This window comes from Clostridium beijerinckii HUN142 (genome assembly GCF_000621745.1).
GTDB lineage: Bacteria > Bacillota > Clostridia > Clostridiales > Clostridiaceae > Clostridium > Clostridium beijerinckii_A.
This window is the reverse complement of the sequence record NZ_KK211335.1, coordinates 55732-78253: the sequence shown is the minus strand read 5'-3', so window position 1 is coordinate 78253 and position 22522 is coordinate 55732. Positions and strand designations below refer to the sequence as shown.

Below are 22522 nucleotides of genomic sequence, written 5' to 3'. Positions count from 1 at the left end.
AAAAGTATATTCTAATTAGGCACATTCAAAAAATAGCAAGTCCATCTGCCATTTTATTTTCATGCGATTTAAATAAGAGCATCTCAAAAAAGAAGTTTTCTTTAATATAAAAACTTTTATTTATCATACTTTTAATAAATCTCTTAATTTTATATCAAATATTCTTGATATAATCGACTACCTAATAAAATTAGATATAATCTATTAGAATATACACATTACATAGTTCTCTTCCTCTCAAAATTACAATTTATATAAATATAACATTTTAATATTTATATGTCAAATTAATCCATATCACAACTATTTTGGCTTCTTTTATCACTTTTAATATGATATACATTTCCATGCATTTTAACAATTTGACAAAAATGAGGTTCCATCTATATTGAAAATTTTCCGAATTTGATAAACCTTTTAAATCTCAAAAGGTAGCACTGATACAACGTTCTATGATTTAGACGCTAAATTGCTGTGATTAATATAAACGCTAAAGATACATCTCTTAATAATAATGTCACTAAAATAAAATTCTACTACCATTTTTCATTTAATATTTCCTTTCTTTTTGCTTCATATTCCTCTTCACTTATAATTCCATCTTCTTTAAGACCTTTAATCTTTCTCAACTTTTCATCAAAGTTCTTATATTTTCCTTCATCAGATTCATTATCTTCAACATCAATCTGAAATGATGCAACTCCATTTTCACTAAAAACATTGATAGCATTAGCTACTCCTATTCCGATAGCTACTAGCGTCCAAACAACACCAAATGCACCTGTATCTGGTATAGCCTGAGTTATTCCAATATACGTCATACCAGCTCCAGCAACCATACCAATAATTGATATACTTTTATTTGGTTTGACTCTTCCCCTCTTTGACATATTACGTCCTCCTTAAACAATTTTGTTTAGACTTTATACATTTTCACAAATATATTTTGACGTATTATTTCTAACTTACACAACGCTTATTAATACTACATTATTAAAATCTAAATTATCTATATATCAGAAATATAGCTTTTTGCTATAATTATACATCTCCTCGCCAATCATTTCCATTAATTCCATAAATATTTGCTGAATAATACTCAATATTAACCGAAATATTAGTAACTATACCTTGAAATATATCTGTTACAGAGTTATTCTCATCTTTTAAAGATAATGAAATGTTTGAGCCTTCATCTGCTCTTTCAACATAATTATCAATTCCAAATTCATAAAGTATTTTCCCTCATATTATATTTTTTTACATAATAAAAGAGCATCTATTTCTCCAATTTGAAATATATACTCCCTCATTTATTACAACATTTAATCCAATAATTTATCATACTATTTTATTTTTATTAATTTAATTCTCTCTTAATTTTTAAAACCTCATCAACACTTAACCCTGTTCCCTTAGCAACCATATCAACATCTAATCCCATAACCAAAAAATTCTTTGCATTTTTTATTCTTTCTTCTTTTATGCCCTCTTCTCTAGCACTTTTAAGTCTTGTCATTTGATCATGAAGTTCTGCTTCTCTTGCTTCATATGCTGCTCTTGCATTATCATCTTTACTTATAACTTCAAGAATATTATATGCTTTTTTTATTTTTTCATTTTTTTCTGCTAACATTTCAAACGCCTCCTTATTTCTTGATTGTAGGAACATCATCCATTGAACCAGTGGTTCAGATTCATCTTTTTGAATATTATTATCAAACAATTTGGGTAATTCTAAATAATGAATCTCGAATACATCTGTTAACTTTTTATTTGTTTCATCTTCTGTAATATGAAAACTTGTATGAAGTTTATTTATTTCTATACAATTAAAATCAACTATATTTATTGTTATACATTTCTTTAGTTTATCATATGTATCTCCTGATTTTATCTGACCATTATACATTTTACTCCAATAAAATAATGTTCTTTCAGCCATGTAATCGGTATATAAAACTTGGATTTCTATATCTACATGTTCACCACTTTTAGTTTTTGCTCTAACATCTAAAATTCCTTTTCTATCTTCAGCAAACTCTCTTAATAGTTCTGTATTAATTAGTTCTATATCTTCTAATTCATCATGTGGCATTTTTAATATTGAATTTAATAATTCTATTAATAAATCCTTATTTTTCTCATCTCCAAATAATAATTTAAAGACAAAATCATTTTTAGGTGAAATTATAAAACATTATTTCAGTTAATAGCTTAACAAAAATAATGTCTCATTTATAGTGAAAATTCTCCGAATTTGATACACTTTTTAAATTGCTAATACTATCACTAATATCAACAGTTTTATGATTTAGTAGCTAAATTGCTGAATATATTGCAGTCACTATACTTACTTTTTTCAGTGAAAATAATATTTTAAAAATAACAATTATTTTTCTACATTTCTAAATATAGTTAACATCTCATAAATTTCTTCTTTTCTTGCCAAGTTTTGTACCCAATTATCAGGAATAGCTTGAAAGCCATAATATGTTCCTGCCATTCCACCAACAATTGCCGCAATAGTATCTGTATCACCGCCCAAATTAATTACTTTAAAAACAGCTTCATTATAACTGTCTGTTTTTAAAAATGACCATACTGCTGCTTCAAGTGTATCTATTACATATCCTGATGAGTTTATTTGCTCTTCGTCACAAGTTGCTATTGTCCCATCTAATATTCTTCTGTAATTATCTATTTCTTGAGAATAACTTTCTATGCAATATTTCTTTACAAATTCAATAGTCTTCTTGTATGCATCATCCTTTTTATTTCCATGCAGTAAATTTATCACAAACTCTATATAGAAAATGCAAGCAAACTTGGAACGTTTATGTGAATGCGTCAATGATGATACTTCTTCAACTATTTCTATTCTCTTAATTGGCAACATTATTTTTACATAATATGCCAATGGTAAAACTCTCATTAATGAACCATTACCATTATCTTGCTCAGTTTTTCCGCCACATTCTACAGGATTTATTCCATGTATCATTCTATCAATAGCATCTCTAGTAGAATTCCCAATATCAAAGACCTCACCATATGGTGTTAAGTATCCACCTCTGTAATACTTTATAAAATTTTCTGCTACTCTTTGTACAGAATAATCGTTATTAATACTTTCAACTAGACATAATGTTAATGAAGTATCGTCTGACCAGGTACCAAATGGTTGATGATATGTTCCATATGCCCTCATCTCTTTTATAGGATCTCTTTTTCTTTCATCTCTAGTAGAAAACTCTACAGGAACTCCCAAAGCATCTCCGACACAAAATCCAAATAGTCCACCAAACATTTTACTATCATACTGGTTATTTATTGCAATGTCTATTAATTCAATACTCTCATACTTTGGACATTCCTTGCTTGGAAACATAACATATTCAGGTTTATTTTCATTATCATACATTTTACAATGAAGCGCATTTCCTTTTACAAAATGCTTGCATTTTTCACATTGTGGGATAGATATTAAAACATTTCCTCCACTTCCGTACCTTTCATAAGATTCTATATCCAATTTCCAACGTTCACTAATCGGAAGTTGCTTTTTTTCTTTGCTCATCAATATATTCTCCTTTATTTTATTATTACTGAGCAATCTAGCTTTTGCTATAATTATACATAAATTTATAAATATTTTCCATTAATCCTTACTTGAAAACATTCAATATTCTAAAAATAGGTAGACTTTCCCCTACCCCAAAAATTATTTCTCCATTATTATGTTTTTTTACTCTTTAATCACTATTGAAAACCAACTCTGATTTATATTCAATCAAATACAATCCCTTTAGCAAAAGTCTTACAATTTCTCGTTGTGTTGAAAAATGCTTTCTCAACCGCCTAAATAGAAATAATTGCATTATGTTTGATGCAATAAATATCAAATAAATTACTGCTTCAACTGCTTTACCTCCATGCATAAAGCAATGTTCTAAGCCACTTTCTTTTTTCAAATTACTAAAAATTGAATTTTCAATATCCCAGCGTGCTCTTATTATCTTAAATAAAGTTTCAAGTTCCATATCCATACAAGTCGTTATAATCATTATTTGTGACCTCTTTTTATTTGGGTATTTCATTGCATATTTCACAAAACGCAATGGCTCTTTTACATTGTCCATAATAAATACTAACTCATATACTTCAATTTTTTCAAAACCTCTTTCATCTGTCCAAACTTCAGCTTTCTCTGACTTATTTACTCTCTTTTTCACTTCTCTAATGCTTTTATTATTGTTATTCTTCGTTCTAACAATTGTATCAACACCATGATGCCTACAATGATTAATCCAAACGGAACTACAGGCAAGAGCATCATAAACTACAACATCAATTAAATTTTTGTGAACTCTTACTACATCTGTAATTAGCCTTTTTGCCACATTTTGTTCTCCCTCATCCTTTGATTCTAAATCTTGTCCATGTCTATAATTTTCAAAGTAAATAACAAGCTTTCGCCCATCTCCAACTATTGACATGACGACTCCACTATGAAAACAATGAGATTTATTCCTTAAGCATTCTGGGCAGCTTTTCTTATTACTTCCGAAGAACTTTGTTCCATCTATAGCGGCCACTGTACATCCATCAATTGTTCCATTTTCAAAAACTTTATTGTCTACTGCCTTCTTTATTATATATTCATTTATTTCTTTTAAGCCTTTAATATCAATAACCTTTAAAGTATCTCTAATACTATCAACCAATGGCAGCCTTGTACCTCTTGGAAATAGTTTGCTGAATTCATTATTTTTAATCATCAAATTCAATTCATTAAAACTTTTGATTCTAAGTAAAAAGCCCATTAGTACAAGTGTTACAGCCTTTGCTGTATCATATGTAGGATTAACTCTCCCATCTGTTAATTTATTTAATCCATTTTCAATATGATATACATTTTTCATGTATCTTATTAACTTAGCAAAGTAATTTTTCCTCAATTTATAAAACCTCATTTCGGTTATTAGTTTAACAAAAATGAGGTTTCCTTTTATAGTGAAAATTCTCCGAATTTGATACACTTTTTAAATTGCTAAAAACACTACTAATTTCAATGGTTTTACGATTTAGAAGCTAAATTGCTGACTTCAGCCAGCTTATACAAATCTTTTCCATAATCAATTGTATTATCAATATTGTTTAATTCTTCATATTTTTTCTAAGTTCTTCAGTACTAAGGCTCTCATAATACTTATCTAATCCGTTCTTTTTAATATCTTCACTAATCTCTTCTGAGTACTTTTTTAGCATCTGCCTTCTACATTTAGTTTAATACGTATATTATATATACTTTTATTGCTCTAAATGCAATCACTAGAATTAATATTCAAATCAATAAATCATTTGCGTATATTTTCCCTATTATTTACATTTGCTTGTTCTTGAGGTGTATTATACCACTCTTATAATTTCACTTATAACAAATTATATTTATCTCTATCACATTACTTATTAATATTTTGTCCATTTAATATCTGTAAGACCACCTGCATTGTGTCAGAAATATCCTTTCCTTTTTTATTATTATTATATGTATTTTCGATGCTAGTATAATCCTTAGACTGTATAGTTTTTCTATTGATTTTAATTTTCTTATCTTTCATAAAATTATCTAAATTAACTATTTTGCTAAAAAAATCATTGGAATTACGGACATTTATTTTGGTTCCATCATTTAAGTAAATATTATAAATAATATCTATTTTGCCTTTGTTTCCACTTTCATACGAAACTTCTGCATAGGCAACATCATCCCATATATAATTCCTATCTGTAAAAAACAAACCATTTCTGACATGGATCACCTCTTTGTTTATATCAGTATATTCAAAAAACTGGCCTACTAATATAAATACTGATATTACAAATGTTAAAATAGTAATAAATGAAAAAATTTTAATTTTCATAATCTTTATCGAAACATAATTTTTAATCCTTAAAATTATACATGCTATCATTATAGCAGGCGAAAAAAATATAATGAAACCTGCTATTTTATTATTTACAAACAATAATGTATTTTCATTTGAAAAAACTGATGTTTGAAAATTATAGTATGCCTGATTTAGTACTAATGATACAGCCACCGAAAAAAAAAGTGGAATAAGATATATTATGAACGGTATTGATGTTCTGTTATTATTTTCCACAGTATAACCCTCCCTAGCAGAATAATTAAATCTATTTTTTTATAGTAAATTATTAATTTATTATTAATTACTTTAGCTCTAAAATAAAGAATTATTCATAAACAGAACAAATAGAACTCCTATTATAAAATATGATTTCAATTTATCCTATATTATATTTTAAATTGGAGATGAAGTAAATTGTCTCATTAATATTATTTTTAAACTCATCCCCAAAAGACATTTATATTACAGTTTCTTGTTAATAGTTTGATTTTTAGAATGCTAACATTTTTAAATTCCTTACCATATTTCACTATGTTCTTTATAAAGTTATTTCTAGTTCAATTATTCTATATTATATAATTTTTTAAGATTAGCTTTATCTCATTTGTGATGACCATGATGGATCCTCATTCCACATACCTTGACTAATTCTTGGTTCAGATACCTGTGGATCACTTATATTATCATATACTGCATCTTTTGCACGATCTTGCAATGATTTACCACCTGGTGTCCAAACTTGTGTAGCTCCAATATAAACTAATCCAAATATAAAACCAGCTACTGCCCCCCAAGGACCTCCATATGATCCAACTATAGTTGATGCCTCCAATCCTGCATAATCAAATCCAGCATTAACAACCATATTTGTCATAACTTTTCCAGCCGGAACATCGATATTGTGTGCATCATCAATTGCAGAATATAGAATGTCAACTCCAATTGCTCCCTTGACTAAAAAACCGCCATTCTTAGATAATTTACCAAATTGTTTTTCAGTTTCAGCTATTGCTTCCGCCTTATTTCTTGCCCATGTGCCTAGCCCAATGTTACTTGGTCTAGCTTCTTCTTGTATCTTCTGAGGTATATATCTTAACCCCCAATCTCCAAGACTTTGAACTCCACTTGCAATTTCTGACACAAAATTACCAGGGCTTAAAAATGGTGATGTATTAAATTGATTCCAACTACTATTACTTGAATTAGAATTATCCTCACTACTATTGCTATCTCCATTAGTAATAACTGATCCACATGAAAGCTTACTTCCTTGTAATGCGTTTATTGCACTGCATGCATCAGCAAAACTAATATCATTTCCATTTACATCCTTTAATAATTTTGCTGAATCCTTAGTTATAAGATGTCCTTCTAATGGTTTTGGTTCTACTACAATCTGTACTTGTATTGGTTCATCATCTGTAAACTTAGGAAATGCTGTTCTATCACTTCCATTACTTACTGTTGCTCCACCAGAAATATTGATTTCACCTTCTAATGATACATTTGATGTTTTTCCTTTTTTCATTAATATTTGACTTGTAGCATTTATATTTACATTATTAGGTGTACTTATTAATACTTCTCCACCTGCATTTAAACTTAAACCACTTGGGCTTTTAATTGTTACCCCTGTTTCATCTTCAAATTTTATACTTAAATTTTCTTCGCTTCCACTTTTTATATTTAAAGCATCTGGAAGCATTTCTATCACTTTACCATATTCAGTTTCAAAATATCTATTAGCAGTATCATAGAGCCTATCACAAGTAGCTCTATTTTTTCGTACACAGCTTGTTACCATTGGATTTTCAGTGGTTTCATTAGGAAAATATAACATTGCACTTTCACCAACTAGTGGCATTGAATATAATATATTTCCTGTTATTGGTGCATAGTAAAACCAAGTTGCTTCATCTTCACTTTGATTTTTATCTATATCTAGATGAAGTTTTACCATTTCGCCTTGTACTGCAAGGACTTTTCCTTCGATAGCTGCTCCTTTTAAATATTTGTTATATATTCTCTCCTGCCATACACCATCTTTCCTGCATATTTTATAATTATAAATTAATTCCCCTCTGTCTACATAAGCTTCATAATCTCTAATATATAATTCTTTTTGCTTAAAATAAATTTGAGAACAAATTTCAAGTTTATCCCTTATTTTTACTTCATAATAAAAATAATCTGTATCATTATACTTACCACTACCGCTAGCTTGGTAAAACTTTTTTAAATTTTTCCATGCTTTATAGCTAATACTGTCTTTTAATGTATATGCATGTTCTTGTGGTCTTCCAAAATTGAATATATTCTTAATTTCCATTATATCACAATAAATATCTGATTTTAATTCACTTGCAACTCTCTTAAAAAAGCTCCAATCTGTTTCTCTATATTGAAATAGTGGTTTACCTATTGGTTGTCCATTTCCTATGAATTGCTTAAATCCATAGCCTAAATATTCGCTTAATATTTCATTTATTAAATCGTCGTATGTCATATTTACATTTTGAAATGATCTGCTTTTTTCTTCTATATCTAATTGGCTGCTAATTGTTAATGCCTGTATTTCTATATAGTAAACCCCATCAACATTTCTTGTATTAATATTTTCAACTATTCCTTTAAATAGAACTTTGCAAACTCTTTCATCTACTATATTAATATTTACAGAGTTTTCATTATAGCTTATGTTTTCATCTTCTGGTGCTTCGTAAACACATATTTTATCATTAGCGGAAGCTTTTATGGCGGAATCAAAATTTATTTTTTCATCTATTAAACATTTTAAAAATAAATAGCCATGCTCATTAGGCTTATTCTCAATTTTTATATCTAATATTTTCATTAACTCGTAAGGTGATTCAACTCTTAGCCTATGAATTTCTCCCATATATTTACCTCCTGCTCACACTCTAAATTTATTCTTTATTTTTGACCATTGGCAACAAATTTTATCTGTCCACCATATGCACATACTAATATTGACTTTTCTGTCAATGCAGCTTTTCCTTCAACTAGAGTATCTTCTTTAGCATTTATCCAATCGTTTAATGTTTTCACTTGACATTTTTTCCCTGTAACTATTCCTCCAGTTTCTGTTACTAATGCAATATCAGCACCATTAGACGGACAGTCTCCGTTACATACTCCAAAATAACTAATATTCTTATCTACTACCATATCTCCTTTATTCATCATAGGGTTTTTATTTGCATATGTTCCATGACTTACAGGAAGATTTATCTTTCTTGTGTGAGTACCTTTATCACATTTCATTCTAGCTCCTCTAACTACATAAGCAATATTATCTGCCACACTTATCATCTCCTATTTTATTTACTCAATCTTCAATTTCTAATCTTTCTAAATATATTCCTTTATATTCTCTTCTAAGTAAACTTTCAGCAACATCTAACCTTACTACTATTAATGTCTTTGAACTTTCTTTTATTTTAAAAATCTTTTTCCCTTTTATTTTTTCACTATTTAATATAATTTTTTTAATTTCGGTCCTATATAAATTAAATTCCGATTTTTCACTTAAGCAATTTAATTCTTCAATTATTGGTAAATAATAATTTTCCTGCCTTTCATGAGATAAATCTATAAGTGGAATAATTTTAAATATAATATCTACATTATACTTTTCTATTATTTTCTTCATATCTTCTGATATGAGAAATAGTTGAGTATCTAAAATATCTAAGAATTCAGTTTCTTCATTACACTTTATATTAAATATAATCATATCTTCAATTTTATGAGCATTTAATAAGTTAATATTTCTAATATCAATTTTATTAAATACATTCATAAGTTTTGGCGTATTTGTATATCTTTTATCTTGTTTTAATAAAAAATAGTCCATAATTTTTTTCATCCTCTTTATACATCATTCTTTTGATTCTTAGGATATATTCTAGTTGTAATATCCATATATTCGCCCGCCATAATTCTTATATTTTCTTTCTTTTTTATGTTTTTATAAGAATCGATTTTTACGAATTCTTCTATTATAGTTTTCAGAAACTCCAATGCCAAAACATGATAGTTTTTTGCCTCTCTTAACTTTATATTTTCGATATCCATTTCCTTTATAGTTCTACCATATTCATTTTTCTTATCAGAAAGTTCCTTCATATGATTAAATAAAGGCTCATAAATAAAATCTAAATTTATATTTATTGAACACTCTTCTTTATCTAAAAACCAATTTTCATCATATAAATCAATTCTATATTCTCCTTTATTTTCAATAAGGCTCGTCCTTAATAATGAAACGTATATATATTCTATTTCTCCTTTTAATCCTTTTTCTTGATATAAAATTACTTTCTTACAGACCGAATCAAATTTTATAAATAAATGTTCTCTAATACGCTCTCCATCTATTCTGTATCTTTCTTGAATATTTTTATACTCATTAATATATCTATTTTTTACATATTTCTCCTCAAACTCTTTCAGCACTTTTTCTTTATCAACTTTTATTATCATATTTTTGAACCTCTATAAAATATATTATTGAATATTTACCTTTCCACCGCTTACAGTTATATTATCTTGTATACTCATGTTTGCACCAGCTTGGGACAAATTTATTCCCCCACCACCTTCAATGCTTACTGATCCACCATTTATTTCAATGTCATCTCCAGCCTCTAGTACGATCTTGCTGCCACTGTTTACTTCTATTCCGCCATCATCGCTTAAACTCATAGAATTTCCTCCTGAAATAATATCTATACCTCCCGGTCTCATTATTATTTCTTTTCCATACTTTGTACTAAAGCTTTTTACAGAAGGATCACTTCGTCTAGAAGAATCACTTGACTCTACATTAACTGAGCTTATTACATAACAATTTTTTTCTGTGCTGTCTGGAAAATATACTCGTATTTTATCTCCAATTTCGGGCATACAATACCACCCTGTCCCATCTGGTGAAGAAAATACTGTTGAATATGGCATCCATACAGTTTTGTCAATTGTATTAGAATAACCATCTATTCTAAGAGAAGTCCTTACATAATCATTGTAAACAGCAATAACATAGCCATCTATGGAAACGCCAACAATATTCTCATTATTCAACTTTCTTACTTTCATTCCATTATCATCTCTTAAAATATAGTTATTTGTAATTACACCATTATGAATTTTTAATTCCGATTTATAAAGATTTAAATATCTATCTTTAAAATGAATCGTATTATACAGACCTATAATAAGATGAGTAGAAACCTCGAAGCTGATTAAATCTATATCATTTAATTGATAATTGTTATTACTTGATTGGATTTTGTATTCTTTTAACCCTTTATTAATGGAATAATTATATTCTTCTATTTCGTATAGCGCACTTTCCCCACGTCCTATGGAATACTTAATTCCTGGAAGAGTGCATTCATCAATAATTGCTACATTAAAATGTGAAGCTAATCTTTTTAAAAATTCCCAATCTGTTTCATTATATTGAACTACAATATAATCAATAGTCCGTCCAGCCGAAACATAATCTATCATTTGAATATCTCCATAAACACTGTTTATAGTATTAAAAATTTCTCTATAGGTTAAACCTTCCCCTTGAAAACTACGGCACTTCCTTTCTATATCCATTTTAAAAGTGTAGCTTAAAGCTTCAATATCTAATTTTTTTACATCATCTATAGATTCTATTCCTATATTAGTTATCATTCCTATAAATAAATCTTTTACATTATTTCGATCATCTTTTACAGATACTTTAATATATGAGTCATCATTAGCGACCTCTACATATTTGTCAGAATCCTCAGCTGAAATAAAACCACTTATATGAAGCTTTGAATGTTCATTAGGCTCCTTTTCTATTTTTAAATTCAAGATTTTATTAAACTTATAAGGTTCTACTATAATATCTCCTTGAGTATATACATAACCGTTACTCATTCTCCCATCTCCCTCAACTAATTAATTATTTTCTTCTTTTTTTATTCTTATAGTGTTAACCATTTGCATTATAATATCTTTCCATTCAGCATAATCGCTAAAAATACAGCTAAAAGTTCCAATTACTGTTTTTCCTTCAAGAGATAAAAAAAACATATAATTATATAAAAAATCATCTATAGCAGAACTTTTAAAATCAAAGTATCCTATATTCTTTCCATCTACTTCTAAAATTTCTTCATCAAAATATATGTTAGCTGGATTAAGTCTCTTATTAATTGCTTTCATCATATCCCTAAGCTGTTCTACATATTCTTCCGTTAAAATACTCTCTATTAATTTAAAAGTTACTGCTATACTTCCATCTTCATTACATTTTATTATTTCAGGTCTATTTTCTGATGGATATTTAAATTTTCTTGCTTCCAATGGCATATCTTGAAAATCTTTTGGAATATACATTTTTAACTTACCTTCAAAAAATTCCGTTTCTTCAAACTCATAGTATCTCTGTCCAATTTTTATTGCTCCATTGGAGATATCCTTTTGAGCTTCCTTCTTTTCTGCTGCATTTATATATTCTAAAATCTTCTCATCAACCATTTTCTCCATTCTCCTCTTCCTCCTTGAATATCAATTAATCAATCAGTATCTTTTTGAATCTGCCATTACCTCTGCGCCCATTACCTTTTGCTCCATCTTTAGCATTTCTTAATACTTCTGAAAGGTACAAGTATAAATCCTCATTGTTATAATCTTTCACTTCAATATCTAGTTTGTTTACCAGATAACTTATTATTATTTCTTTTTGAAGGGCATCCTTGCTCTGAACACACATCATTGCAAAGGATATATCCCAAGCTTCGCTTAAATTACACTCTAATAATTCTCTTCCAAATCTTCTTAAAATTTCAGGACTTAAGCTGCTACTTCCGTAAGCTGCGTAAGGAGCATATATTGTATTTACCGTATCGTATTCCGTACTTAAATCAATAAAATCTGTATGGTCTGTTCTAAGCTTTGCACCCGCTCTTAATTTAAACCTGCAAATTTCAATCTCATTTTCTTTAATATCTAACTTTTCATCTAAATAGACTTCTGTTGAATTCATTTTAAAATCACTATCTTGTATTTCAGGTAAAAATTTTATTTTTAAAAGCATAAGCTTATTATTACAGGTATATTCAACCTTGATATCTTCTTTTAAAAGATAAATCAAATCTTGATATTTTATTATTCCTTCCAATATCTTTATGTAGTTATCAGAAACCTCTATCTCGCATCCGCAGATTATTCCATTAGAATATCCCTTAATCCTTGCATCAAAAAATCCCCTCGGAAAATTTCTAAGCTCCTCCAGCATCTCTATTTTTAAAAGTCGTCCGCTATTAAAAAGCGGATAATTATTTTGAAACACCTTTCTTCCCTCCTTTTCATCCAACTCTCACAATCCATATCTTACAAGCAAGTTCTTAGACAAATAACCTAAAAGTTATTCTTTAAATTTTGTATCCGGTTAGCAGGACTTTCACTCAATCTACTTATGATTTGATGATCGTCGCTTACTCTGTAAATACCCACCAAACACATTTGAGTCAAATTTTCTCAGATATTCTTATATTCTTATATTCTTAACTTCTAAAATTCTGAAGAATATATATTCTTCAGAATATTTAAGAAATCAGATACATTTTTCTGGAGCAGGCATTTGAAAATATCACTGCCAAAAGCAGTTAATGGAAGCTTGTTCTAGATTAGCTTGTCATACTGAAAGTAGGAGCATGCTAATCTAGGTGCAAGCTTCCATTTAGTGCTTTCAGCGATATTTTCATAGTCCTGCGGAAGAACAATGTATTTGATTTCGGTATTTTCACCTGAACTTATTTAAGTCCATCAAAGAAGTTTCTCTCCCATCTATCATTTTCAAAGTAGAAGAACTTTTCTTGCCCTATATAAAGTTCCTCTTCTTTTCTTAAAATAGCTAATACATAAAATCCCCATAGCTCTTCTTCTTCCCATACAAAGAATTTCACTTCATTATTTTCTATATTATCTGTTTCGTGCTGATTTATATTTGGATATCTTTCTCCTATTTTCCTTGCGTTTGTCTTTTCTAATTCTTCCTCATTAAATTGATAATTGTATTCGTATTTCACATTATCATTGCTATCTTTTAAATATAATTTAAGTAGAATCCTATCCATGAACCTAGAAATAAACCCTTTATTTATTTCCCTACCTTTAATTAGTGTTTTTTGCTCTCCAGCATGAGTGTAGGCTGTTAATAAATATGGAAGAGTAGGCTTTTTACTTTCTATATTTATATCTGCATAACCAAAATTTTTATCATATAGATATTTTAGAGCTCCTTTAAGACAGGATAATTTTAATTCATACTCTTCTTTAACTTCCTTTTTGCTCTTATTTATTTCAATTATTTTTCCAGGTATAAATTCTTTTAGTGCATCTCTAAATATATCCACCTTACATGATTGCCCTGTTAATTTGATTAGGGAATAATCGTATAACTCATCATTTTCATATAACTTTTCTAAAAATTTCTTTATTATGTTATAAACATCACCTTTTATTAAGGTTTCAATTTCATAGATACTAAGAGTTATACTTGGAGCTTCCTTTACCACCTGTAGAGTTCCTTTGTTAATGTAAGATAATTTCCATTTATCAAAATTTATTATATTTTCATCTAAACTTGTCTCTTCCTTAGACGTTAATAAAACCTTTAAAATATCTGGATTAGAAAAGAATAATTTCTTTACCTCTTCTGCTAGATCAAATAAGAAATAGTAATTACTTCTCACCTTACAGTAATCTTCTTTACTTCTTGTTTCATATAGCTGAAATTTTGTTGGAATTACTCCTTCTGCCTTTTCGTATTCTTCATTTAAAGTTTCGTATAATTCATTAATTCCAGATTTATCTATGAATCTAAATATATCTATGTTAAATTCATCTATTATTGCTTTTTTTAATTCACTCTTAGAATTACTTAAAGCATTTGCCATTAATATTTTTATTAACTGCAATATTCTAAAAGTAAGATTATTTCCGCCAAAGTCCGTATCTCCATTTTCATAGGAGGTTTCTATATCTAATCTATAAGAGACTCTGCTATTTGATATGCTAAAGCTACAGCCAGTAAGATCAGTAGTTCCCCCTCCACAATCTATAATTAAAGCTTTATACCATTCGCCTTGAACATATTTCTTCTTTTCAATCAAATCTGAAATAGTGTTATACAGTACAGCTGCACTTTCTTCTAATATGTTTGAACTTTCAACGGTATAGTCACTTAAAACATCTTTAAATAATGTATGGAATTTATATTTTTGCTTTGATGGGCAGGATATATAGATATTTTTAAACTTACATTTAAATCTCTGCTGTGCTAAAGATATAATGTATTCTAGATATGCTTTTATAATGTCTTTTCTTTTTATAAAGGTAGTTTTATTCTTTACATCAATTACTTTTTCACTTTTTTCAAAGTCACTTATCCACCTCTTTATGTCATAAAAAAGACTCATCCCATCATCCACATATCTTCTTCTTGCCTCAAGCATTGCATCATGCCCAAAAGCGTATTCTATTTCATCTTCTTTTATATTCTTAACACCTACAATACTTGGTATAAGTGGTGTTATTTCTAAATCTTCTTTGCTCTCATTTATTATTTTTACGAATTTTACTTTATCATTTTCGTAATCTGCATATTCCCGATTATCAGTTAAATTTTCATTTAAGCCTGGAAATATCTCTTTATCTATATAAATACCAGCAGTTGTATTTGATGTTCCAAAATCAATTGCAAGCGGCATTTTTGTCTCTTTTAATGGTTTTACTTCAAACTGTAATATAGGCAAAGACGTAAACTTTATATTATAATCGACTTCTATATTATCTCCCTCATAAGTATCATAAATAATCTCTGAATCTTTTTCTGAAAAAAATAAAAGACTATAATGCTTACTTTCAGATTCTCTTGCCTCTATAGATTCACCTTTAATTAGGTAATACTCTTCTTTATTATTCTGTACCAATTTTTTAACATTAAATATGGTGCAAATCTTATAATTGCTATCAACTAAAAGAACATTGCCTTCTTCTAACTTTTCGCTGCTTCTTAAAATATAATTATCATAAATTTCAAGAGCTAAGCTTTCATAAATAGTTATCTTACCAGGATAATCTATATATCTATTGTTAATCACTTCTTTATTACTTCTGCTTAAAAATCTTTCAACTCTTTCAATTCCTCCAACTAAGTAATTCTTTATGAGTTTACTTTCCTTTTCTCCTCTGTATTTCATTATGAGTCTTATAAGTTCTTCTTTATCAAGAGGATTAATTATGCTCTTTACCAGCTTTTCTTTATTACATATTTCTCTTAGTTGAAAAGTTGTCATGAGCCTTAGATTTTTTTCTTTATACTTACTTTTTTTAATATGTTCTTCATTTCCTTTATGCAACTTGTATGAATATAAACTCATCTTTATCCTCCTAAACTGTTAAAACATATGAAACTAGGATGTACTAAAATCAATGTCTTTATCTTGATATACCTTATTCAACCATAACTGCCTCATTGATTTTCATAGTGTCATTAAGTCCAATAATCCCAAAATGCTTATCCCAAAATATTAATGGCTTCATATTTATTGGTAAAAATGTATCTACTATAGAACTAACTTTATTTTCAAGCTCTACTTTTTTTATTTCATCTAGATAAATATAAATATTTTTAGGCTTTTCCTTGCTGGAGTAAATTATGCTTTTTTTGAATATTTCCTTAAAAATCTTCTTAAACAATTGAATTGATGTTCCTGTTTTATACAATGTCATAAAACCATTCAATAAAACATCTACTTCATCTTTATTAAAATAAATTATATTTTTCTTTAATTTTTCTCCAAACACGTTATCTAATATATCCTTATATAAAAACTTCTTATATATTTCTGTTTTACATAATCCGCTTTTTAAGTCTAGTTCTCCTAAATAATGCAATAATATATCTAAAAGTGTCTCTCTTAACTCTTTACTTTCTTGAAAATTTATATTAAACAAATCCTTAAAAATCTCGTAAAATCTATAATATTCATTTACTTCGATAACATTATCTTCCGGAAGAGAATTTGAATTTAAATTATTAAGAGCAATTTCCATATATGGACTGAAAATATCAGCTTGAACAAACTTAATATCTTCTCTAGGAATGTTTTCTTCATCTGCTTTTAGAAGCACTTCCCAAATATAATTCATATCAATCTTCCTTCACACTTATATTCTGGATATATAAATTGAACTTCAGATACTAAGAAACTTAAAATATCTTTATTTAAATAATTTTCCTTATCAACTGGATCAAAGTATAGAATAAGAGATTTTTTTATATTCTCTTCTCTTATTTCATCAATAATAAAGTCATTTACTTCATAAGTGTGCTTCCGCTCTTCTTTTGAACTTTCCATAAGCGAAATATCATGAAACTTCAAGTATTTTGAAGCCTTAAATGAATTTATAAGTCTTGCGAGCTCAGTTTTTGTTTTTATTGTGTATGATTTATCAAAAGCTAATTTATTAGAGAAGTTTATACTAACTTGATTAGTCATAAGTTCATACTCATATTTCTTTTGGTTGTTTTTATCAGAGTTAATAATGCTCCACAAATTCCACTCTATAGAATCCTTAATATTAGAAGATATTATTACTGATTCTTTTGTAAACATAGCCCAATTAATATCTGGATTCTTACTATCTATTAGATATCCATTATCTTTTCCTTCTTTTTCAATTGAAATATCATGTTCGTAACCCACCTTATCGATACATGGCATTGGAAAACCGCTGCATTTTATGCTTAATTCCTTTACGTTCCAAAGTGGAACCATATTATATTTGACGTACGTGCTATAATCTCCAAAGTCTATTACAATTTCAATTATCTCTTCATCCTCTAGAATTTTATCTTCACATCCAATTAAGAATACATCTGCTATCTTATGAATATATGGATTATTAATTGTTGTCCATGCAATATTGCTATTTATAAAGCTTTTATATATCCTCTCAACTTTGCTTTTATATTCATGATTTTCCTGAACTTTAAATTGAGCTTCATAAGTTTTCTTATCTGTTTTTATTACTCCCTTTATATTAGAATTTCTACTGATAAATTCTTTAAAAATCAAATAATCACATTTAAGAAAAACCTTGAACAGCTTCTTGCTTTCTCTAGCTTCAAGCACTTTTAAAATTTCTTTAGTATCATATACTTTTTCTTCCGTATCTTCTAATAACATGGGAAATAGAAATTCATCGGTTATATCAAACCTGTCTCTTTTAACTATAGTTGAGTAGATATTATATTTTTCTTTTATATAATGTAATTCACTAAAAACTCTTTTTTCTAATCCATTAATTCTATTATTAGAATGATCCTCTAGCTCTTCAAATACACTATTCATTATTTTTTTGAGCAGGACTCTGTCATTTAGATCTTTTATTTCACTTAATTTCTCATAAATTCTATTCTCCATATTTTCACCTACATCTGCTTATTAGTTTATTTAGATATATTTCAAAACTTATGATTATGACTTAGCAGAAGCCTTGTCTATAGCTGTGATTTTTTCACTTACTTTAGCTACATTATCTGCATCTCCCAGGCTGTTATATGCGTCCTTTGCTAAAAGATATAATACTTTTGCTGAAGCATTATCACCAGCTGCATATTTTGCATCAGCCGCCTGTGCATATTTATCAGCTTCACTTTTTTTATCTGAAGTTTCACTGATTTTTTTATCCATAAGAGCTATTTTGTCTACTAATTCATCAGCTAAACTAGTTTCATTAACATCCTCAAATGATTTTTTAGCCAATTCATAATACATTTTTGCACTTACGTAATCACCTGCTGTGTATTTTAAATCTCCATTTTTTCTAAGATCTATGGCCTTATTTTCTTTATCTTCTGCAGCCTTTTTATCGTCAGCTGCCTTTTTAGCTGCATCATCAGCTGCTTTTTTACTATCATCATCCGCTTGCTTCTTATCTGCTGCGGCCTTATCATCGTCAGCCTTTTTTTGTTTTGCATCAGCTGCTTTTTGGTCATAAATTTTTTGAATTTTATCCATTGCTTCTTTCTTTTCGTCTTTTAAGTAATAGTCTACTGCTAAATCTTTTACATCTAAGTAGTTTTTTAATGCGCCGTCTAAATCATTATCATCATACTGCTTGTCTGCTAAAGTTAATAAATCAGCTACTTTTACACATTCTTTTGCAATATCTATTTTCTTTAATACATAGTCACTTCCAGCCTCTTCCGCTTCTCCTGACTTTTCTAAAGCTAGTACATATTTATCTAACGCATCATCATATTTTTTTCCTTCTAAATCTTTATCTCCATCTAATACTATTTCTGTGTACTTATAATCTTCAGTTAAATTATCAATATCATCTTTAAGTTTATATTTCTTAGCTGTATCTAAAGCTTTCTTATATTCCTCATCTGCTTTTTCCATATTCCCGTTTTTTATATATTCTTCTGCATTTTGCTTACCTTCGTTAATAGATGCAATAGCATCTTGTTTTCTATTTTTATGAATTATAAATGCCCCTACTCCTATTGCTATAACTAAGAGTAAGAGTATTGCAACTATTATAGCTATTTTTATTTTCTTGCTTCTTTTTGGATCTATGTATGACTTTTCTACAAATGTTAATGCTAATGTATAGTTTTCTATTTCCTTTAGCTGCTTTGACAAAATCATTTCTTCAATATTATCAGTAACCTCTTTAGGTTCCTTTGCACCTTCTAGCGAGTCCTCTATTTCCTTAGCATCGCAATTCTCCCATATTCCTTTTGTAAGAATTGCAAATGCATCTCCATCAGAAAGTTTAATTTTTTTTGATATATAAAGTTTATTTAAATTATCTTGTCCTAAATAGGAAGAAAGATTATTTCTCTCAAAATGTTTTGACATTGCATCTAATGAAATCATTTCATCATCTACTAAATTTTGAGCTAACGACTGATCCTTACTCTTATACTTTAAATATCCATCCTTAAAGTAGTAAAATCTAGTATTTCCTATAACCGAATATATTAATTTACTATAATTAGTTACAACTACCGTAATTGATGCTTTTAATCTAACATTCCTACTGCTTCTTATTAACTCACTATTTGCATTCTTTAAGTATTTTCTTAGAATGAATCTGTTCATAGTTGGCTTATCTGTGAAATCTCTAATAAATGTAGTCACTGCAATTTTTGCACTTTCTAATTCCTTATCTTCATCTATTCCATCAGCTACTACATAACATGCATAATTATCTAATTCAACAAATGCGAAGTAATCTTTATTTTGTAGAAAAGTTCCTTCTTCTGATATAAAGCTTGTCTTAAACTTCGAGTTTAACTTTCTCATTATCGTCCACCCTAACTTAGTTTTATTAGTTTAAATCAATTTAGTTTTTCCTTTAGTTTTATCCTTTAAAGTTTTTTATTTCTTACCGCAATATTTCATAAGCATAATGCTGCCATTGCAATTATTTTTATTATTATCTTTAACGTTCTCCATTATTTGCCCACAAAGTTCATTTATATTGGCTTTTTTATTTCCTAAAATCCCTTCAATTTCTATCCATCTTAAGCCTTCATATGCACCTCTACTCATAAGTATTATTATGTCATTTTTCTGAAGTTCAATTGGGGTTTCAGAAATTTCTATATCTCTAAATGATTCTTGTCCAATATAATATAGAAGTTTCTTCTCCTTTAGTGCATATAAAGCTTCGTCTTTTTGGATTTTCCCATTATAATATTGTTTTTTTGCTACTTCACTTATAGAATGACCATTACTTAGTTTTACAAGTTCCTTATTTCTAAAAATGGCTAGCATAACGTCTCCAACTAGAGCGTAAGATAATAAATTATCATATATTATTACACTAAGTACACTTGCTCCGCCCTTATCCTTTTCGACTCTTTTTATAATTTCATGGCTGGCTTTATTAAAAGATTTCTTAAAAAAGTATGTTATCTTTTCCTTGTTTCCTTCCTCTTTAAATAACTTACTTATTGTTTTTACAGCCACAATGCTTGAAATTCTTCCTGCCTCATTTTTTCCTAACCCATCTGCCAAAACTGCCATGGTTCCATTTGATTTATTTACTACTTCTAAATAATCCTCTTGTATTTCTTCATTTCCAATAAATATTTCATTTGCTATCTCTAATTCTCGCTTATAAATTCTTCTTATTAGAAAATCTCGTGCTATTAGTAACAGGATTAACACTGCTAATAGTAAAAATATAAATTTCAAATTTGAGTAATCATTAACATTAATCATATTATATATACCTACTTATTATCTCCCCATTCAAAATGTTCTCCGCAAAATGGTACAAAAAGAAATTTGCTTTTACCAAGCTCAATTACATCATATGGTGACAATTCAGATGGCATGTAAGCAGGCTCTTCATTTAAATAAGCAATCCCCGATGAATCTCCAGGTAATAACACATTATTATTTTTTTTCGCATCATATACAATTATTGCATGATTTCTAGCTGCAATTCCGTTATCCCCTATTATTTGAATATCCATATCATCTGCTCTGCCTATAAAGTTTTTTCCGTTTTTTATCTTATAATCTTTACCAACCCTTGTGCCTTCAATACATACAAGCCATCCGCAAACTGGTTCAACTTCTTGGTATAAAAGATTAGTTTCTATATCCATTTTTTCTTGAACTGGTTCTGGTCTTTCCTTTGTTGAAGTATCTATATTGCAATATGGACATATAGTTCCATAACGCCTTTCACTAAACATATGACCATTGGGACATCTAATAAGACCCATTTACCTCACTCCATTTCATTTAAGTAAAAGTTAACATTTAAATGTTTTTTCTATTAATTAAATAACTTTTTTCTTTGGCTCATCTAAGTAAAAGTTTAACCTTAGAAATAAATAAGATATCTCCTCTTTTCAATTCACAAGGAGCATCTTTTACAATTCTATATTTTGTATCATCAGCAGCTTTTTGGATTACAACTCCAGCACTTTCTGATAAATCTTCCACATACCATCTTCCTGCCGCATAATTTAATACTGCATGATCATTTTCTATAAATTTCGAGTAGATTGAAGTACTTAAATCTATAAGCATTTCATCACTCCTGCCATTCTTACCAATAAGAAATGATATGCGCTCTCCTATATCCCAACTTCTTATAATTTCATTTTCTTCGTTAACTAACTCAATTCTGCTTATATTACTCTCATCTTGCACTATTTCTTCTTTATGCAGTTTCTTATATAAATTGATAAATCCCCATACACCAATTCCCATTACAATAACAATAATTAATGTTCTTATATAAATTGATTGTATTGTGATATATGCAACCACACATATTAGTGCAATTATTACGCCTATAAATACATTAATTATCTGCATTGTCACTAACAGCTTATTATTAAAATTCATATTATTTTCTTCTTTCAAAGTAATTCACTCCATTACTTCTTATTTATCTGATAGCTAGCATCTGTAAACATCTCTTTTAAATTGAGAATTTAAGCTACATGCTCTCAGACGAGATCCCCTTTG

Annotated in this window: 19 protein-coding genes; all 19 read right to left on the bottom strand. The window is 28.4% G+C overall.

Going from position 1 to position 22522, the window contains the following annotated elements; translation table 11 throughout:
* Positions 1-536 precede the first annotated feature (536 nt).
* A complete protein-coding gene (locus tag T483_RS0118580; RefSeq protein ID WP_026888176.1) occupies positions 537-890 on the bottom strand; it encodes an SHOCT domain-containing protein in 354 nt (117 codons plus the stop codon).
* A 470-nt stretch (positions 891-1360) separates the two neighbouring features.
* Positions 1361-2194 carry an Rpn family recombination-promoting nuclease/putative transposase gene (locus T483_RS0118575; protein ID WP_026888175.1) on the bottom strand — a complete coding sequence of 278 codons (834 nt, stop codon included), beginning with the start codon at positions 2192-2194 and terminating at the stop codon, positions 1361-1363.
* Positions 2195-2392: 198 nt separating this feature from the next.
* Entirely contained in the window at positions 2393-3580 is a 1188-nt protein-coding gene (locus T483_RS29450; protein WP_026888174.1) for an ADP-ribosylglycohydrolase family protein, read from the bottom strand.
* A 175-nt stretch (positions 3581-3755) separates the two neighbouring features.
* Positions 3756-4925, bottom strand: coding sequence for a transposase (locus T483_RS32215; RefSeq protein ID WP_242841888.1), 1170 nt, complete (start codon positions 4923-4925; stop codon positions 3756-3758).
* Between the two features lie 540 nt (positions 4926-5465).
* On the bottom strand, positions 5466-6170 hold the full coding sequence (locus T483_RS0118555) for a hypothetical protein (RefSeq protein ID WP_026888173.1): 705 nt from the start codon (positions 6168-6170) through the stop codon (positions 5466-5468).
* 361 nt (positions 6171-6531) lie between these two features.
* A complete protein-coding gene (locus T483_RS32605) occupies positions 6532-8835 on the bottom strand; it encodes a hypothetical protein (RefSeq protein ID WP_347460309.1) in 2304 nt (767 codons plus the stop codon).
* A gap of 35 nt (positions 8836-8870) precedes the next feature.
* Complete coding sequence (locus T483_RS0118545) at positions 8871-9269, bottom strand: DUF4280 domain-containing protein (RefSeq protein WP_035790378.1); 399 nt, start codon at positions 9267-9269, stop codon at positions 8871-8873.
* A gap of 16 nt (positions 9270-9285) precedes the next feature.
* Positions 9286-9813, bottom strand: coding sequence for an imm11 family protein (locus T483_RS0118540; RefSeq protein WP_026888171.1), 528 nt, complete (start codon positions 9811-9813; stop codon positions 9286-9288).
* Positions 9814-9830: 17 nt separating this feature from the next.
* Positions 9831-10442: a hypothetical protein gene (locus T483_RS0118535; RefSeq protein WP_026888170.1), complete on the bottom strand. Its 612-nt coding sequence runs from the start codon at positions 10440-10442 to the stop codon at positions 9831-9833.
* A gap of 24 nt (positions 10443-10466) precedes the next feature.
* Positions 10467-11879, bottom strand: coding sequence for a hypothetical protein (locus T483_RS0118530; RefSeq protein WP_026888169.1), 1413 nt, complete (start codon positions 11877-11879; stop codon positions 10467-10469).
* Between the two features lie 21 nt (positions 11880-11900).
* Complete coding sequence (locus T483_RS0118525; RefSeq protein WP_026888168.1) at positions 11901-12491, bottom strand: hypothetical protein; 591 nt, start codon at positions 12489-12491, stop codon at positions 11901-11903.
* A 25-nt stretch (positions 12492-12516) separates the two neighbouring features.
* Positions 12517-13296 carry a hypothetical protein gene (locus T483_RS0118520; protein ID WP_026888167.1) on the bottom strand — a complete coding sequence of 260 codons (780 nt, stop codon included), beginning with the start codon at positions 13294-13296 and terminating at the stop codon, positions 12517-12519.
* A gap of 463 nt (positions 13297-13759) precedes the next feature.
* Positions 13760-16390, bottom strand: a complete 2631-nt coding sequence (locus T483_RS0118515; RefSeq protein ID WP_026888166.1) for a molecular chaperone — start codon at positions 16388-16390, stop codon at positions 13760-13762.
* Between the two features lie 73 nt (positions 16391-16463).
* Complete coding sequence (locus T483_RS0118510; protein ID WP_026888165.1) at positions 16464-17162, bottom strand: hypothetical protein; 699 nt, start codon at positions 17160-17162, stop codon at positions 16464-16466.
* Positions 17159-18439, bottom strand: coding sequence for a hypothetical protein (locus T483_RS0118505; RefSeq protein WP_026888164.1), 1281 nt, complete (start codon positions 18437-18439; stop codon positions 17159-17161). The genes T483_RS0118510 and T483_RS0118505 overlap by 4 nt, the downstream gene beginning before the upstream one ends.
* Positions 18440-18493: 54 nt before the next feature.
* Entirely contained in the window at positions 18494-20332 is a 1839-nt protein-coding gene (locus T483_RS0118500) for a PP2C family protein-serine/threonine phosphatase (protein WP_026888163.1), read from the bottom strand.
* A gap of 75 nt (positions 20333-20407) precedes the next feature.
* Entirely contained in the window at positions 20408-21256 is an 849-nt protein-coding gene (locus tag T483_RS0118495; protein ID WP_026888162.1) for a PP2C family protein-serine/threonine phosphatase, read from the bottom strand.
* 11 nt (positions 21257-21267) lie between these two features.
* Positions 21268-21768, bottom strand: coding sequence for an FHA domain-containing protein (locus T483_RS0118490; RefSeq protein ID WP_026888161.1), 501 nt, complete (start codon positions 21766-21768; stop codon positions 21268-21270).
* 79 nt (positions 21769-21847) lie between these two features.
* The gene (locus T483_RS0118485; RefSeq protein WP_026888160.1) at positions 21848-22417 is read right to left on the bottom strand and encodes an FHA domain-containing protein; all 570 of its coding nucleotides are present in this window, start codon (positions 22415-22417) and stop codon (positions 21848-21850) included.
* Positions 22418-22522: the final 105 nt, after the last annotated feature.

Excerpts from the sequence above, each read along its gene's own strand:
- T483_RS0118580 (WP_026888176.1), bottom strand. The coding sequence starts at position 890 with ATGTCAAAGAGGGGAAGAGTCAAACCAAATAAAAGTATATCAATTATT.
- T483_RS29450 (WP_026888174.1), bottom strand. The coding sequence starts at position 3,580 with ATGAGCAAAGAAAAAAAGCAACTTCCGATTAGTGAACGTTGGAAATTG.
- T483_RS32215 (WP_242841888.1), bottom strand. The coding sequence starts at position 4,925 with ATGAAAAATGTATATCATATTGAAAATGGATTAAATAAATTAACAGAT.
- T483_RS32605 (WP_347460309.1), bottom strand. The coding sequence starts at position 8,835 with ATGGGAGAAATTCATAGGCTAAGAGTTGAATCACCTTACGAGTTAATG.
- T483_RS0118545 (WP_035790378.1), bottom strand. The coding sequence starts at position 9,269 with ATGATAAGTGTGGCAGATAATATTGCTTATGTAGTTAGAGGAGCTAGA.
- T483_RS0118540 (WP_026888171.1), bottom strand. The coding sequence starts at position 9,813 with ATGGACTATTTTTTATTAAAACAAGATAAAAGATATACAAATACGCCA.
- T483_RS0118535 (WP_026888170.1), bottom strand. The coding sequence starts at position 10,442 with ATGATAATAAAAGTTGATAAAGAAAAAGTGCTGAAAGAGTTTGAGGAG.
- T483_RS0118530 (WP_026888169.1), bottom strand. The coding sequence starts at position 11,879 with ATGAGTAACGGTTATGTATATACTCAAGGAGATATTATAGTAGAACCT.
- T483_RS0118525 (WP_026888168.1), bottom strand. The coding sequence starts at position 12,491 with ATGGAGAAAATGGTTGATGAGAAGATTTTAGAATATATAAATGCAGCA.
- T483_RS0118515 (WP_026888166.1), bottom strand. The coding sequence starts at position 16,390 with ATGAGTTTATATTCATACAAGTTGCATAAAGGAAATGAAGAACATATT.
- T483_RS0118510 (WP_026888165.1), bottom strand. The coding sequence starts at position 17,162 with ATGAATTATATTTGGGAAGTGCTTCTAAAAGCAGATGAAGAAAACATT.
- T483_RS0118505 (WP_026888164.1), bottom strand. The coding sequence starts at position 18,439 with ATGGAGAATAGAATTTATGAGAAATTAAGTGAAATAAAAGATCTAAAT.
- T483_RS0118500 (WP_026888163.1), bottom strand. The coding sequence starts at position 20,332 with ATGAGAAAGTTAAACTCGAAGTTTAAGACAAGCTTTATATCAGAAGAA.
- T483_RS0118495 (WP_026888162.1), bottom strand. The coding sequence starts at position 21,256 with ATGATTAATGTTAATGATTACTCAAATTTGAAATTTATATTTTTACTA.
- T483_RS0118490 (WP_026888161.1), bottom strand. The coding sequence starts at position 21,768 with ATGGGTCTTATTAGATGTCCCAATGGTCATATGTTTAGTGAAAGGCGT.